Genomic DNA, 15,386 nt, shown 5'->3' with positions numbered 1-15,386 from the left:
CTTTTAAAATTGTATGAATATAGTTTATAATCTAATTGTTGTATCATTTATGATTTGAAAGGGGAAATTAATACAATGACAGAAATTAAAATTAGACCAGAAGACCTTGAAAGAATTGCTAATAACTTTAATAACGCAGCTGCGGAAGCGCAAAGTCAAGTTAATAGACTTGAAGGCGATATTAAAAGTTTAGATGGTCAATGGGCTGGGTCAACACAAGCGAAATTCAGAGGGGAATTTGAAAATTCTAAACAAAAAATGCAACAATACATTCCTATTTTAGAAGGAATTTCGAGAGACCTAAAACGTATTGCTGAGAAATTCCGTAGTACAGATAACACATACTAAGAATAGAACAATTGCAAAAGACCAGGAGCTATTGTTCCTGGTCTTTTTTTGAAAAATTGTTATACGAGAGTAAGGGGATAAAATGGGATTCCGACCAGAAGTAGGAGAAAAAATTAATCTTAATAAAGATGTTTATCGTTTTGAGAAACACCCAGCTGTAATTGGTATTGAGATGCCCTATGGTCAAGAGGGAAGACAAGGAACAGTTTATCAATTACAACAGGAAAATGGTGTAGAACGAATTGCATTAAAAGTTTTTAAGGAACGCTATCGTGAGGAAAAACATCAACTAGCATTTTTGAAACCACTTTCTTCCTTAGTGGGTCTGAAAGTATGTTCACGCTATATCGTTACTAAAGAAGAACATACATCTGCTATCGAAAAATCAGAAGATCTTGCTAATAGTATTGTAATGCCTTGGATTGAAGGTCCAACTTGGGCTGATATTTTACAAGAACAACGAATGTTATCAAAAGAACAATGTTTCTTTATTGCAGAAGCATTTCTTACAACACTTAAAATGATGGAAGAAAATGAAGTTGCTCATAATGATTTATCGTCTAGCAACGTACTTGTACCTTTCTTAAGTGAAAATGCAATTGAAGGCCAACACAATATAGAACTTGTTGATGTTGAGCAAATGTATGGCCCAGAAACGAAAAGACCTTCATTATTGCCAGCAGGTTCAGCGGGTTACGCACCAAAGTATTTGACAAGTGGAGTATGGCAAAAAGAAGCCGATCGATTTGCTGGGGCTATTTTATTAGGAGAAATATTAAGTTGGTGTAGTGAAGAGGTTCGAAATAAAAAATGGACGGATGCAAGTTACTTTAAAACGGAAGAAATGCAGACAGAATGTGAAAGATATACGTTACTTCAGCAAGTATTACATAATCAATGGAACGGGGAAATTGCAAAATTATTTAAGCAGGCATGGAGTAGTAATTCTTTCGCAGAATGCCCAAGCTTTGCACAGTGGTACGATGTATTTAATAGCGTGAGAGAAAGAATAAAAATTGATGCGGAAAGGCAGTCAGCAGAAGAACACTCTCTTTTTGTATCAAAATGTTTGGAAATTGCAAGATTATTAGAAGAGAGAGGATTTAAACAAGCGGCATTATATGAATATAAAATAATTTTCAATTCACTCAATCCATCAACAGCTCTGCAAAAAGAACTCGCATATATCATTCAAACTATGGAGAGTCAAGAGCCTGAAATAAATAATAAAATGGTCCTACAACATTATTTGGAATTAGCTACTGAATTGGAACGAGAAAACAATGCAGCATTTGCTTGTTTCGTCTATTCACGAATCGTACAATTTCCAAACATTGATCAGGCGTTAAAACAGGAAATTGAAAGCATTATTGAAGAGATAAAAGAAGGCGAAGGAACAGAGTCGCAGCAAGAAGTGGCAGCTACAATTACAGTTCCAAATAGCATTCTACAGAGCCGGAAACAAACGAAAAAACAAGTGGAATATGATATAGATGATGAGATTTTAAATGCAAAAGCATCAAATCAACCACTTACAATAGCGCATGAACAAAGTGAACCATCGGCTTTTTCTACATGGTGGAAAAAGAATAAAAAACGGATTTTGATTATTAGCTCAACTGTAGTTGTTGTAATAGGTGGTTCGACGTTGTTTTATTTCTACACAACAAACGCGAAATATCAAAAGTTTATGGAACAAGCACGACAAGCTTATGATGATAAAAAATATACAAAAGCAGAAGAAGCTGTTGGACAGGCAATTGCTGTGAAGGGTAAAGACGAGGCTTATCTCCAATTAGCAACGATTTACGTTGCTGAAGGAAAAAATAAAATTGCAATCGATTATATTACAAAGCTAATAAAAGATAGAGAAATAGATAAAGAAAATAATGAAGCTGCTTATTTATTAGCCTCAGCGAATTTCCGAATTGGGAAATATCAAGAAGCAGTGCAAAATTTTGAACAAGCGTTAGCGAATAATGCAAAGGGAATTGAACCATACAAAAAAGATGCAATGCGAGATTTAGCTGTAAGTCATATGAAAATGAAAGAATTTGAAAAAGCGGAAGATGTTATTGTCAAAATGAGTACAAAAACAAATGAGGATAAGGCAATTGTTTCGTATTTAAAAGGTCAACTATCAACTGCAACAGTACAGTTAGACAAAGCAGAATCTTTCTTTAAAGAAGCGATTATGCAAGATTCAAAGAATGCCATATATACAATTGAACTTTCAAATTTATATGTGCTTTGGAATAAAACAAACTTAATTGATAGTGCGAAGAAAGAAATGAATTATCAACAAGCATCTCACATTTTACAAGTAGCAATTCAAAAAGATATGAAAAATATTGAGTTGTTAAATCAACTTGGAATTGTGTATTACGAAGCGGGTCAATTTTATGAAACGCGAGATGGTGCAAAGAGTACTGCTGCATATAAGCAAGCGTTAGAAGCTTACAATAGAGTTGTCAGCAGTGGAACACGCGACATAAATACGCTTGTAAATATAGGGATTTTATACGATAAAGTGGGACAAGGGAATGAAGCAGAGAAGCTTTTCACAGAAGCATACGCACAAAACGATGAAAATCCGCATGTGAATTTTGCATTCGGGATGTTTAAAATTAAACAGAAAAAATACGAGGAAGCAAGTCGTTTCTTAAGAAAAACAGTGCAAGCAAATGAAAATGAATCTGAAGTAAAAGCCGCGCAAGAAAAGCTAACAGAAATGAAAACAAACGGTTGGATTCAATAAAGATAGGAAAAGGGGAAAAGGACATGGAGGAAAACAATAATAACTTAGGGAAAAAAGTCGCTATATCAGTAATGTCGGTAGCATTACTAGGAACATCAGGATATCTTGTGTATGACAAAGGCTTTAAAACAGCAGGAAAAGAACCAGTAAAACTAGCAAGTAATACAGAAGAGAAAAAAGATGATCGTATTACAGGGGGCGATTTACAGTCTATGTTCCCAAATTTAGTCGCTGATCCTGCAAAAAAAGATGAAAAACCGGGAGAAAAACCAACTATTAATTTAGCGGACTTAATTGGAAATAATAAATCACCAATTACACCGGTAACGTATAAACCAGATGAAGTATCGGTGGAAAAGAAAGATCCACAAATCAAATTATCGGATGCACCAACTCCACAAAAACTAGATTTACCAACTAATGTGGTTGGACCTGTGGCAGAGCCGGGAAAAGCGAATGATAATAAACCGCAACCAACTGTACAAGAAGGAGACGGACAAAAACCAGATACAGGTACAAAACCAGACGCAGGTATAAAACCAGATACAGACACAAAACCAGACGCAGGTACAAAACCAGATACAGACACAAAACCAGACACAGGTACAAAACCAGATACAGACACAAAACCAGACATAGGTACAAAACCAGATACAGGTACAAAACCGGATACAGGTACAAAACCAGACACAGGTACAAAACCAGATACAGACACAAAACCAGATACAAAACCAAAGCCAGATCCAGAACCAAAACCAACACACCCAACAATTACAATATCACCAAAAACGGGAGATATTTTAGTTGAGTGGTACGCTGGAAATGGAAAATACTACTCATCTGTTTTCTTTAATGATTTTTATACGAGTCAAAAAGAACTGGATGAAAATGCATTAAATAATTTAACAAACTACTATAGCAAAAAAGAAGACTGGACGCTCGTTAGCCAATTGAATACACCATCAAAATCAAAATCAATAGCTGAACATAAGTTAGCATTAGATAATGTAGAACAAATTCTTACAAGTGGTGAATATTCAAATGAGAGAGCGCTATTCTATTTACGTAATCAAATGAACGTACTAAATGAATCGGTTACCACTCAAGAAGAGCTACAAAGATATTTAAGTGAAAATAAGAAGGATTATATTAAATCTGTAGCAGAAAAAGTTTATCAAACAGCAATAGAAGAAAAAAGAGAGTGGTCAAATACAGGGGATGTAGCATCTTTAGAACAAGCATTAAGTAAATTTTATTTAGTTACATCAGTATTTGAAAGTGTAGATCCTGCATTAGTAGAAAAAGCGAATCAAGATGTAGAAGAGATTTTCAACAAGCTATTACAAGAAGAATTACAGAAACTTAATATCCAAACCTCAGTAGTGCAGTCTACAACTGAAACAAAAGAAAATGCAAGACCGGTAAAAGAAAATACTAGTAGTAATGAAGAAAAAGTAGTTACAGAAGAAAATGAGGCAACAAGTACACTAGCTGAGAAAAACCAAAAAGATGCAAAGACTGAAGGTGCCAAAAATAACGAGAAAACAAGTAATATCGATTCAAGTACTCAAAAAGCACAAGTGAAATCTGAACCATTTAGTCAAGAAATCGAGCAAATAGAAACCTATTTAAATCCAGCGAATCCACAATATGAAAATGCTTTACTATTAGCAAATAAGTATATTGACGGTGCAACAGGAGAACAAAAAGAAAAATTAGAACAGCAATTTAGTGCGGCTGTAGAGGGACTTCGTGGACAAATTAAAGATTCTAATTTCAAAGTCGAAGATGCTATAAATAAAGCGAATTTATTAGCAAATACGGCAAGAGTAGAAAAATCTGTTCAAGATGAATCTCATAAATTATTAATGCCGCTAATGTTTGAAAGAAAAGCAAACGATGCTGCAAATAATGGAGAATATTATACAGCGGTATTAAATATTGCAAATGCAATTCGTACAAAGCACCCATTGGAACGTTCAAGAGAAGAAATGGTTAATTATGCGAATAAATTATGGATAGATACAGAAAATGAATGGAATAAAATAAATGGAACGACAGGATGGCAAAGTGAAGTAGGTAAAACATTATTACCATCATACACATTACTTGCACAGTTAAAAGATATTGATAAAACGATTGGTCAAATTAGTGGTATGAATATGATTGATAATGCATCCAAAAAAATGGAGGGAATTCAGCTTGTGCAATTAGCAGGTGATGAAGCAAATAAAGAAGGACAAACGAGCCTTTATAATGCTTTACATTATTATGGTCAAGCAGCTTCACGCGGTGTTGTTGACAAAACAGGATTTTCTAATGTTGCTAGTCTTGTAATTAAAGAAGCAAAACAGTTAGAAAAAACGCAATATAAATCAGCGTTAAACAACTATCAAATTTTATATAAAACACCAGGTATCGAAGAATTAGGAATTAAAGATGGGGTAAAAGCGGCAATTGAGTATTTGAGTACATTTGAAGCTGCAAAGGTAAGTGGAAATAAAGATACGATTGAAGATTTAGCTTCAGCAATTGAATTAACTTACCACTCTATGAAACTAGGATATCCAGAAGCAGATGCAAAAGAATGGATGAATACGGTAGCTCTAAAAATGTTGAATAAAGGTGCAGGATATATGTCCGCAACTGACACGAATAATGCATATAAATGTTTTGAATTTTTAAGTCGTGATAAATATGCAAATGCTATTAATGGAGAAATAACGAAACAAGCAAAAGAGAATGTAGATACAATTAAATCTATGAACGTTAAAAAATAATTTGCTATAACATTCGCCATCTTACCTTGAGTAAGATGGCGAATTTATTTCACATAAGGAGTGAAGTTCAATGAGTTTACTAGAAATTTGTCCATTAGATGAGGCGTTAGTGGAGGCTTTACAGAATGAAGAAAAAAGAGTTCGTTTTTATGAGATATTACAGAAATCAAATTTGTACGTTGTTGCTTCTGTAGAGGGAGATACAACTGTAGATGAAGAAGGGAATTTGATTTCAACTGAAAATACACAATTGCAAATTCATTATTTTGAAATGGAAGAAGGATTAATGTTACCACTATATTCTGATTTGAAACATTTAGAAATGGTTATTCCAGAAGAATGTCCGTATGTCTCTATGAATGCAGTTGAATTATTAAAGACGATAGATTTAGAGGCAAATGTAATATTAAACCCAGGAACAAAATTTCAAAAATTATTTGTAAAGGAAGAAATTGAAGCGATTTGTGATAACAGTATCTTTGATATTTTTTCTAAAGGGAATAAGTAAAAATTGATGCAGTTCTATTTCTTTTTGGTATAAAATAGAGGAAGGTGGGAGAAGGTTTGGAAATTAAGGTCAAACCTGAACAACTCGAACAAATTGCCAAAAACATATCAGAGATGCAAACACACAGCCAGAACATACAACAAAATCTCAATCAATCTATGTTTAGTATTCAAATGCAATGGCAAGGAGCAACGAGTCAGCATTTTTATGGGGAATATATGAGATCAATGAGACTCATGGAATCTTACATACGTAACTTACAAGTTACAGAAAAAGAATTACGGCGTATCGCTCAAAAGTTTCGTCAAGCTGATGAAGAATATCAAAAGAAACAAAATGAAAAATTGAAAGAAGCCCATAAAAAAGAAAAGAAAAATGAAAAATCATGGTGGGAAAAGGGAATAGAAGGAGCAGCTGAATTCATTGGAGTAAATGATGCAATTCGTGCAGTTACCGGTAAAGACCCTATTACAGGAAAAGAATTATCAACAAAAGAAAGACTCATCGCCGCAGGTTGGACACTCCTAAACTTTGTTCCTGTTGGAAAAGTGGCAAGTCTTGCTGGAAAAGGAATAAAGTATGTCGCTTCTAGCTTTGGGAAGACAATTGTAAAAGCAGGAAAAAGACTAGGTGAAGGCGTAACAATGGTAGCCGGAAAAGCTGGAAAAGCAGCTGTCGATGGCATAAAAACAGCCAGCCACAAAGTAACAGAAGGTGTAAACTTTGTAGCCTCCACAGCAAAAGGATTTGCCGATAAAATCGGAAGTCTATGGAACAAAGGTGCCACAACCGTAAAAACAACCTTCTTGCAAGGGAATGAAAAGATCCAGCACGCAGTAAAAACATTAATGGAGTACAAATGGATCCCAGGTGTAGGGAAAGCCTATGTCATGCCTGGAGTAGGAAGGGTCTCAGAGGGAGGACAGTATTCTCTGAAAGAGGCTTATCAGTATATGGAGAGTAAGGTTGTTAAGGGTACGGGTGAAACGGTTAAGAAGATAGGTGATATTAATGATCCTATTAGAACATATCGTGGTGCTGATTTAGGTAAGCTAGAGGCTAAATATACTGCGGATCCTCGGTTAACTGTTGAGATGCCCTATGTTGGTAAAGGGGAAAAAAACACCAATGCAGAGGGCTGGTTACGCGATAAAGATTTTTATTGGAAAGAGATGTTAGAGAAGTACCCAGAAGCGTTTAATAGGTCAAATAGACAAAAAATAGAATTAGGATTCGCACCTATAAACAATCCAACGTTTAGAAAACACTTTCCCCAATATTCTTTAAAAGAATTATATAATGACACTTTAATACATCATCACATTGGTGGTGGAGGTCAAGCTGTGGCTGTACCCTCAAAGCTACATCCAGGTTTAGGAGGGATTCATAATGCTGAGAAAAGCGCAGGAGTTTGGGGAAATGACCAAAAATATGCTGAACTATTAGAAAAATTCTTAGAAAAGTAAGGGTGATTATTTTGGTAATGAAGGATGCTATGAGCAAATATTTTAATTTAAGAAAAGAATATTTTGATAAAGGGTTAGATTTTTTATTTAAAACGCCATATAACGAAGAAGTTGATTCATTTATATATCAGGGTGAAATGGATGATGAAGAAGAAATTTCATGGAAACCTATTGAAAAAAATAATAAGGATGATTTAACGACGATTGAGGAAAGATTTGAAATTAAACTGCACACTTCAATTGATGATTATTTTAATTCTTATTGGTTTGCTGATTTAGATGGATTTATTGGTAATCATTATATTAGGCTAGAGCCTGTATTACCAAATATTGAATTGGATTCCTTCGAAAGTAATTTAGAAGGGTATAAAAACAATCATAATAAGGTTGATAAGACTCCAATAGGTATAGAGGGGAACGGTTTGATAGTTGTTTTAGATAATGTAAGTGGTAAGGTTGAATTAGAGGATTTTGAACGTGGTTCGTTTGAAGAGATTTCGGATAGTTTAGATGAGTTAATTGCTAGTTTAAAATTACAAAAATAATATACTAAGAACATTTATATGAAAAAATGCCTGATATGAAGTGTAGCCCAAGTGTTAGATGCAATTGGACTGCAGTTTTTTATAGAAAGATGTAATATAAAATTAAGCTAAGACCTACAAAATTTATGTTACTTAAAAAACATATGAACTTAAAGCACTTGATTGTTTACTAAAGGCAACGAGTGCTTTTTTAATCGTATGGGGAGGCCGTAATTAGATGCGAAAGGATTTAACATGGCCAGTACCAGATGAGCCTGTTTCAGCAGAATATATATATGAAGTGGGGAAGCAAATGGATTTTATATTTCCAAGTGATTATGTAGAGTGTGCTACTACTAATAATGGTTCAGCGGTATTACCATATAAGTTTGAGGTGGATGGAGTAACAAGAGTGTTTGGGACATTGCTCTCTTATGATACGGATAGTAGCGAATATATTGTTAAAGTATATCGTACTTATGCCCCTACTATACCTAAAGAGTTAGTTCCTTTTGCTTTTGACTCAGCAGGAAATTTAATATGTTTTGACTATAAAAATGAAAAAAATAACCCTGTTGTGGTATTTTGGGAACATGAGAATGCTGGCGAAAAAGAAATGTTAATGCTTCAAGAAAGTTTAACAGAAGCACAAGTAGAAGAACTAGCAAGAGAGAATGTATTTTACATTGCAGATACATTTACTGATTTTTTAAGTAAATTACACGATTAAAAAATATAATGATGAATGAAAAATAAAGTTTATGTGAAGTGGATAGAAAAAATAATAGGGTGTTTGAAAATAGATACTCCATGATGGTTGTACCATCATGGAGTACTGTGTGCAATGATAGAATAGAAAACGAAGTACGAGCTTAGGCGAGATGACATTTTACATGGCGATGAATATAAACACATGGAATGTACATTAAACTAACGAACTCGTACAAACTCGTAAATTTTAACGTAACACTTGTCGCGATATGTAAAAGGTGTCATACTTGTGCTACAAAACTTACAAAATTAATGCTACTTAAAAACATATGAACTTAAAGCACTTGATTGTCAATTATGGCAACAAGTGCTTTTTTGCATTTTAGCGTAGAAATAAGTTGGTAAACGTATAATTTTATAAGTGTATTAAGTGTTAAATTTTATAGATTGTAGTGGCTTTGTACAGTGTACGACATTACTAGAGAAAAAACTATTGTGAAAAATTAAGGGTTGTATTATGTTTTGAAGTCATCGTAAAGTACGTTTTAACGGATTTACGTTACGAACACGTTATCCGCAAAAAACGAGTAAACGTTACAGGGACTCAAGTTACTGTAACGGGAGGGAATTTATGATGGGAAAGAAAGTAGTTGGTTACGTACGAGTTTCAACGGAAGGACAAGTACGTGATGGGTATAGTTTAGCGTATCAAGTAGAAGAGATTGAACGTTACTGTAACGAAAATAATTTAGAATTACTTCGTATGTATGAAGATAGAGGGTTAAGCGGAGCGACTGTTGATGAAGAGGGATTAACAGTTGAACGTGATGGACTACAAGAGCTATTGTCCGATATGGCGTATAAACAAGTAAGCTATGTTGTTGTTTTGAATACATCACGATTGTGGCGCTCTGATATGGCGAAAGTATTAATACAACGAGAACTAAAGAAACATAAAGTAGATGTGAAGGCAATTGAACAATCAAGCTATAGTATTTACACACATGATCCAAATGACTTTTTGGTGAATGGCATGTTAGAACTATTAGATCAATATCAACGACTTGAAATTGCATTGAAGTTAAGTAGAGGTAGAAAGATGAAGGCTGAACGAGGTGGATATGCAGGTGGTGGCGTACTTTTTGGCTACAAGGCCAAAAAAGGACAAAAGGTGTTAGAAGTAGATGCTAGGAAAGCAGTAGTTGTACGTAGACTATTTGAGTTAAGACAAATTTTTAAACATTGGTCACTTAACCAATTAGCAGAACAATTGAATGTAGAAGGCTACTGCACAGCGAAAGGTAAACAATTTACGAAAGTACAAGTAAAACGCATGTTAGATAGAGAGAATTTTTATCGTGGCATGTATAAATACGGGAAAATACAAACAAAAGGACAACATGCAGCAATTATTTTATAAACTCCCTTAAAAAATTAGCTCATTTTACTATATATACTACTAGAGTTATGAAAAATGGATAGGCTTGCGTACCTATGCGCATCGGAAGATGAACGCTCGAACTAAGGTTGCCGACATTTTTATATATGACTAAATCATTGAATAGAGGGATGAGTTATGCATAATAGACAGAACTATTTGTATGTAGGAGTAGATTTACATAAGGAGCATCATACGGCTGTTATTATTAATTGTTGGCAAGAGAAACTAGGAGAAATACAATTTGAGAATAAACCATCTGCATTTTCGAAGTTTTTATTAGAAGTAGAGACATATGTGAGTGCTGGGGTATCAGTTGTATTTGGTTTAGAGGATGTTGGTGGTTATGGAAGAGCGTTAGCGAAATATTTAGTAGATCATGAACAAGTAGTGAAAGAAGTAAATCCAGCTTTATCATTTTTAGAGCGAAAAAACCATGTGACGACACAAAAAAGTGATAGTTGGGATGCGGAATGCGTAGCCCGTATACTAATAAATAAGTTAAATCAATTACCAGATGCAAAGCCAAACGATTTATTTTGGTCGATACAACAACTAGTTTCAAGAAGGAATGCATTAGTAAAAGCACAAAGTGCGTTAAAGAACCAATTACATATTCAATTAAACCACCATTATCCAAGTTATAAAAAGTTTTTCTCAGAGTTAGATGGAAAAACAGCATTAGCATTTTGGCAGCAATATCCGTCACCCTCTTGTTTAGAGGGGGCGAATATAAAGCAATTAACAGCTTTTTTATTAGATGTTAGCAACAATACATGTTCAGTAAAGAAAGCAAGCGACATATTAAAACTTGTAAAAGAAGATGGACAAACAATGAAAGAGTATCAAGAAATGCGAAACTTTTTAGTAAGAAGTATTGTACGGGAGATTGAGTTTAAAAAGAAGGAAATGAAATACATCGAAAGAGAATTAAAACAGCTAGTAAATCTACTAGATTATCAATTAGAGACGATGCCGGGAATAGAACTTGTGACGGCATCAGCGTTAATTGCAGAAATTGGGGATGTAAGGCGATTTCCAAATGCCAACAAATTAGCACGATTTGCGGGGATTGCGCCTGTTTACTTTGGTTCTGGTGGGAAAGGTAAAGTACATAAAAGCAAACAAGGAAACAGGGCGCTACACGCTTTATTTTATAATTTAGCAGTACAGCAAGTGCAAGTAGCAAAAGGAAGTAAGTTACCTAGAAACCCAGTGTTTCATGCATACTATCAAAAGAAACTAAAAGAAGGAAAAACAAAAGGACAAGCATTGGTATGTATTATGAGAAGGCTTGTAAACATTGTATATGGCATGATGAAATATAAAACAGCTTATGAATTGCCGGTAGTGGAAGAAAAAGAAGTAGTTTAATAAGGTTTACATGGTTTGCTTTTTTATTGTGAGGGTTTAAGATTACAACATAGGGTACGGGAAAAGTGTATCCAACGAGACAAATAGATTTAGTAGCGGAAGCACATATAATTGATAGAGTGAAAGAGCTAAGAGGGAATTTATCAAGTAAATATAAAAAAGCTGGTAATTTTGCCCTTGCAGAGGTGGATGTTAATAGTTTAAACAAAAAGGAGTTTTATGCTTCAAGTAAAATAGATGAATTTAAAGGGAATTTAGAAGAAAAAGTTCCTGAAATTTCATTAAAACCAAATGAGCCAATTTTTGAGGCATCTCTAGCACCTGGTAAAGATGGAAAACCTTATATGCGAGATTCTGACACTGAGTATAAGATTTTGAATGAAATTGCTTTAAAACTGGGTGATGATGTAAATGCTACTGGTAAAATTAAGTTATTCACAGAACTAGATACGTGTGATAGTTGTAGCAAAGTAATAGCTGAATTTGCTAATAAATATAAGAATATTGAATTGGAAGTTATTCACAATAACGGTGAAAGACTTAAACCATAAAAGAGGAGTGATATCATGGAAGACTGGGAATATAATGAAATATTTGAGGCGATTAACGAAGACTATAATGATTATTTAAAATTAAATAGGGGACATGAATATGCAATAGCAAGAACTGTTAATGAATATATAAATCTTGGAAAGGTAGAAGACTTTATTGTTGATACTGCTGTAGGTGAAATATTGTTATCCAAAAATAAGGTCTTTATTGGATATGTTGAAGGGATAACAAAGAGATTAAGTATGTTTAAAGATTTAGATGTTACAAACGAACTGACACATGAAGAAATAGTAGACTTGACTAATAGGATAGAGAAAGTATTAGATGGTCTTAGTAAGGTTGAGATAGATTATAACCCTTATTCCGAGTAGTTATTTGCGAAATTGAACAAGAATATTTTTAAATTATGAATTGATGATGTAATTAACTAAAAAGCACTTGATTTCCTTTTAGGGCATCAGGTGCTTTTTATGAGATATTTATGCTTTGGACAACATGAATGATGATATGCTGAAATTCAGAGCCCATGAAGGTAGTACCATCATGGAGTACAATGTGCAATGATAGAATAGAAAACAAAGTACGAGCTTAGGCGAGATGACATTTTACCGGGCGATAAATATAAACTGGACATTAAACTAACGAACTCGTACAAACTCGTAAGTTTTAACGTAGTAGTTGTCATGATATACAAAAGGTGTCATACTGTTACTACAAAACTTACAAATTTATGCTATTTAAAAACATATGAACTTAAAGCACTTGATTGTCTATGAAAGGCAACAAGTGCTTTTTTGCGTTTTAGGATAGAAATGAGTAGACACATTATAATTTTATAAGTGCGCTAAGTGTTAAAATTTTATAGATTGTAATGGCTGTGAACAGTGTATGACGATAGTAGAGGGGAAAATAAAAGCTTGTGTTATTTTTTGAAATCATCGTAAAGTACGTTTTAACGGATGATGTAAGAGTACATCCAATAACAGGTGGAGTCGTCTACTACAGCGGTAAATAATACTATTCAACAAAAAGAGTCATCGCAACAACAAGATAACGATGATCCAGAAGAAGGTACTGCTGATAGTGGTGGTGATGACGAAGAATAATAAAAAGGTTTCTCAACAAATTTTAATATATCCCTTGACAGTTACAAATATAACCGATATACTTCATATTAATTTCAAAAGAAAATATATTCTAAATATTTAAATGTGTTGAATAGGAGTAGTAAGGTCGTGTATTTGTACAGAGAGCTATGGGTTGGTGTGACATAGTCAAATGACATCCTGAACTCGCCTAGGAGCAGTAAGGTGGAACGGAATCACATTCTTAGTAAATCTTAACGGTTAACCTTCGATATTAGGTTTGTAATCAAACGATTACTACTAAGGTGGATTCATAATGGAATCAATAAGAGTGGTACCGCGTTAAGCAAATGGCTTAGCGTCTCTTTATATAGAGACGTTGGGCCATTTTTTATTTTATAGAAATAGAAATGGAGGGTTTATTTGAATTGGTCTATAAAATTTGTTTATTTATATAAAAAGATTTAATTAGGAGGAAAATGAAATGAAACAAACGGAGCAATGGACTTCGAAATTAGGTTTTATAATGGCAGCAGCAGGATCGGCAATTGGACTTGGCGCAATATGGAAGTTTCCTTATATCGCTGGGAAAAGCGGGGGAGGAGCATTCTTTTTAATCTTTATATTATTCACTGTATTAATAGGGTTACCGCTACTTATAGCTGAATTTATGATTGGACGCAGTACGCAGAAACAAGCAGTTGGCGCATTTAAAAGTATTGCACCAAATACAGGATGGCACTGGATTGGACGCCTTGGTGTTGGAACGTGTTTTATATTACTTTCGTTTTATAGTGTTGTAGGTGGATGGGTGTTAATTTATTTATTCAGAGGAGTAACGGGACAACTTATTACTCCAGGACAAAATTACGGTGCATTATTTACTGAAACAATTGGAAATCCGGCTTGGGCAATTATGGGACATTTCGCTTTTATGTTCATTACGATTTGGGTCGTATCAAAAGGTGTACAAAACGGAATTGAAAAAGCAAGTAAATATATGTTGCCAGCGTTGTTCGTTTTATTTGTCGCTCTTATTATTCGTTCATTAACACTTGATAATGCAATGAAAGGTGTGAAGTTTTTCTTACAACCAGATTTTTCAAAGATTACTTCAGAAAGTATTTTGTTCGCAATGGGCCAATCATTCTTTGCGATTAGTATCGGGATTTCGATTATGGTCACGTATAGTTCCTATTTAAATAAAAAAGAAAGTTTACCAAAATCAGCAATAACAATTGTTGGATTGAATTTATTTGTTTCATTATTTGCAGGACTTGCAATTTTTCCGGCCGTATTTTCATTAGGAATGGAGCCAACAGAAGGGCCTGGATTACTATTTATCGTATTACCATCTGTATTTAGTCAAATTCCGTTCGGTGGGTTTTTCTTAACAGTATTCCTTGCACTATTTACATTTGCGACATTAACATCGGCATTTTCTTTACTAGAGACAGTTGTTTCAGCATTAGCAAATGGGGAACAAGAAAAGAGAACGAAATTATCATGGATGATCGGTTTCGGCATTTTCTTAGTAGGTATACCATCAGCGTTATCATTTGGAATATGGAGTGATATTACGATTTTTGGAAAGAATATTTTTGATGCAGTAGACTTTTTATCTAGTAATATATTAATGCCGCTTGGAGCACTATTTATTAGTATTTTCGTTTCATTCAAAATGGAGAAGAAGGTGCTAGAAGCAGAATTTTTTGTAGGTGGAAATTATGGAAATAAAGTATTTACTTGTTGGGCATTTTTACTTCGATTTGTAGCGCCACTTGCAATCATCATCGTCTTTTTAAATGTAATAGGGATTATTTAATAATAAATGTTATAATA

At 34.0% G+C, this 15,386-nt stretch carries 12 protein-coding genes, 1 pseudogene and 1 other annotated feature; all 13 genes and pseudogenes read left to right on the top strand.

Annotated features, from left to right (window positions below):
* The first annotated feature begins 75 nt into the window (after positions 1-75).
* The 13 genes and pseudogenes from QCI73_RS16345 (at position 76) to QCI73_RS16290 (ending at position 15,369) form a co-directional block, all read left to right on the top strand.
* Positions 76-348, top strand: coding sequence for a WXG100 family type VII secretion target (locus QCI73_RS16345; RefSeq protein ID WP_000136046.1), 273 nt, complete (start codon positions 76-78; stop codon positions 346-348).
* 82 nt (positions 349-430) lie between these two features.
* Positions 431-3,106 carry a tetratricopeptide repeat protein gene (locus QCI73_RS16340; protein ID WP_353823349.1) on the top strand — a complete coding sequence of 892 codons (2,676 nt, stop codon included), beginning with the start codon at positions 431-433 and terminating at the stop codon, positions 3,104-3,106.
* Positions 3,107-3,129: 23 nt separating this feature from the next.
* Positions 3,130-5,886 (top strand): hypothetical protein, encoded by a 2,757-nt coding sequence (locus QCI73_RS16335; protein ID WP_353823348.1) that lies wholly within the window; start codon positions 3,130-3,132, stop codon positions 5,884-5,886.
* Between the two features lie 70 nt (positions 5,887-5,956).
* Positions 5,957-6,394 carry an SseB family protein gene (locus QCI73_RS16330; protein WP_061402737.1) on the top strand — a complete coding sequence of 146 codons (438 nt, stop codon included), beginning with the start codon at positions 5,957-5,959 and terminating at the stop codon, positions 6,392-6,394.
* A 56-nt stretch (positions 6,395-6,450) separates the two neighbouring features.
* Complete coding sequence (locus QCI73_RS16325) at positions 6,451-7,860, top strand: WXG100 family type VII secretion target (RefSeq protein ID WP_353823347.1); 1,410 nt, start codon at positions 6,451-6,453, stop codon at positions 7,858-7,860.
* A gap of 29 nt (positions 7,861-7,889) precedes the next feature.
* Positions 7,890-8,405 carry a SecY-interacting protein Syd gene (locus tag QCI73_RS16320; protein WP_193438299.1) on the top strand — a complete coding sequence of 172 codons (516 nt, stop codon included), beginning with the start codon at positions 7,890-7,892 and terminating at the stop codon, positions 8,403-8,405.
* Positions 8,406-8,622: 217 nt separating this feature from the next.
* A complete protein-coding gene (locus tag QCI73_RS16315; RefSeq protein WP_100634036.1) occupies positions 8,623-9,114 on the top strand; it encodes an SMI1/KNR4 family protein in 492 nt (163 codons plus the stop codon).
* A gap of 615 nt (positions 9,115-9,729) precedes the next feature.
* Positions 9,730-10,515 (top strand): recombinase family protein, encoded by a 786-nt coding sequence (locus QCI73_RS16310; protein WP_353823346.1) that lies wholly within the window; start codon positions 9,730-9,732, stop codon positions 10,513-10,515.
* Between the two features lie 156 nt (positions 10,516-10,671).
* Entirely contained in the window at positions 10,672-11,907 is a 1,236-nt protein-coding gene (locus QCI73_RS16305; RefSeq protein ID WP_353823345.1) for an IS110 family RNA-guided transposase, read from the top strand.
* A gap of 65 nt (positions 11,908-11,972) precedes the next feature.
* Positions 11,973-12,458 carry a deaminase domain-containing protein gene (locus tag QCI73_RS16300; RefSeq protein ID WP_098991954.1) on the top strand — a complete coding sequence of 162 codons (486 nt, stop codon included), beginning with the start codon at positions 11,973-11,975 and terminating at the stop codon, positions 12,456-12,458.
* A gap of 15 nt (positions 12,459-12,473) precedes the next feature.
* Positions 12,474-12,830: an Imm3 family immunity protein gene (locus QCI73_RS16295; protein ID WP_000390489.1), complete on the top strand. Its 357-nt coding sequence runs from the start codon at positions 12,474-12,476 to the stop codon at positions 12,828-12,830.
* 563 nt (positions 12,831-13,393) lie between these two features.
* Positions 13,394-13,565: pseudogene (locus QCI73_RS30865) on the top strand (PepSY domain-containing protein); the annotation flags it as partial.
* 99 nt (positions 13,566-13,664) lie between these two features.
* Positions 13,665-13,913 (top strand) — a binding site (T-box leader).
* 115 nt (positions 13,914-14,028) lie between these two features.
* Complete coding sequence (locus QCI73_RS16290) at positions 14,029-15,369, top strand: sodium-dependent transporter (protein ID WP_353823344.1); 1,341 nt, start codon at positions 14,029-14,031, stop codon at positions 15,367-15,369.
* Positions 15,370-15,386: the final 17 nt, after the last annotated feature.

Source organism: Bacillus cereus group sp. MG16, assembly GCF_040459875.1.
In the GTDB taxonomy this organism is placed as follows: domain Bacteria; phylum Bacillota; class Bacilli; order Bacillales; family Bacillaceae_G; genus Bacillus_A; species Bacillus_A paranthracis.
This window is presented reverse-complemented; position numbering and strand designations above follow the sequence as displayed.

What these genes read in the sequence shown, in the direction of transcription:
- QCI73_RS16345 (WP_000136046.1), top strand. Translation starts at nt 76, where the DNA reads ATGACAGAAATTAAAATTAGACCAGAAGACCTTGAAAGAATTGCTAAT.
- QCI73_RS16340 (WP_353823349.1), top strand. Translation starts at nt 431, where the DNA reads ATGGGATTCCGACCAGAAGTAGGAGAAAAAATTAATCTTAATAAAGAT.
- QCI73_RS16335 (WP_353823348.1), top strand. Translation starts at nt 3,130, where the DNA reads ATGGAGGAAAACAATAATAACTTAGGGAAAAAAGTCGCTATATCAGTA.
- QCI73_RS16330 (WP_061402737.1), top strand. Translation starts at nt 5,957, where the DNA reads ATGAGTTTACTAGAAATTTGTCCATTAGATGAGGCGTTAGTGGAGGCT.
- QCI73_RS16320 (WP_193438299.1), top strand. Translation starts at nt 7,890, where the DNA reads ATGAGCAAATATTTTAATTTAAGAAAAGAATATTTTGATAAAGGGTTA.
- QCI73_RS16315 (WP_100634036.1), top strand. Translation starts at nt 8,623, where the DNA reads ATGCGAAAGGATTTAACATGGCCAGTACCAGATGAGCCTGTTTCAGCA.
- QCI73_RS16310 (WP_353823346.1), top strand. Translation starts at nt 9,730, where the DNA reads ATGGGAAAGAAAGTAGTTGGTTACGTACGAGTTTCAACGGAAGGACAA.
- QCI73_RS16305 (WP_353823345.1), top strand. Translation starts at nt 10,672, where the DNA reads ATGCATAATAGACAGAACTATTTGTATGTAGGAGTAGATTTACATAAG.
- QCI73_RS16295 (WP_000390489.1), top strand. Translation starts at nt 12,474, where the DNA reads ATGGAAGACTGGGAATATAATGAAATATTTGAGGCGATTAACGAAGAC.
- QCI73_RS16290 (WP_353823344.1), top strand. Translation starts at nt 14,029, where the DNA reads ATGAAACAAACGGAGCAATGGACTTCGAAATTAGGTTTTATAATGGCA.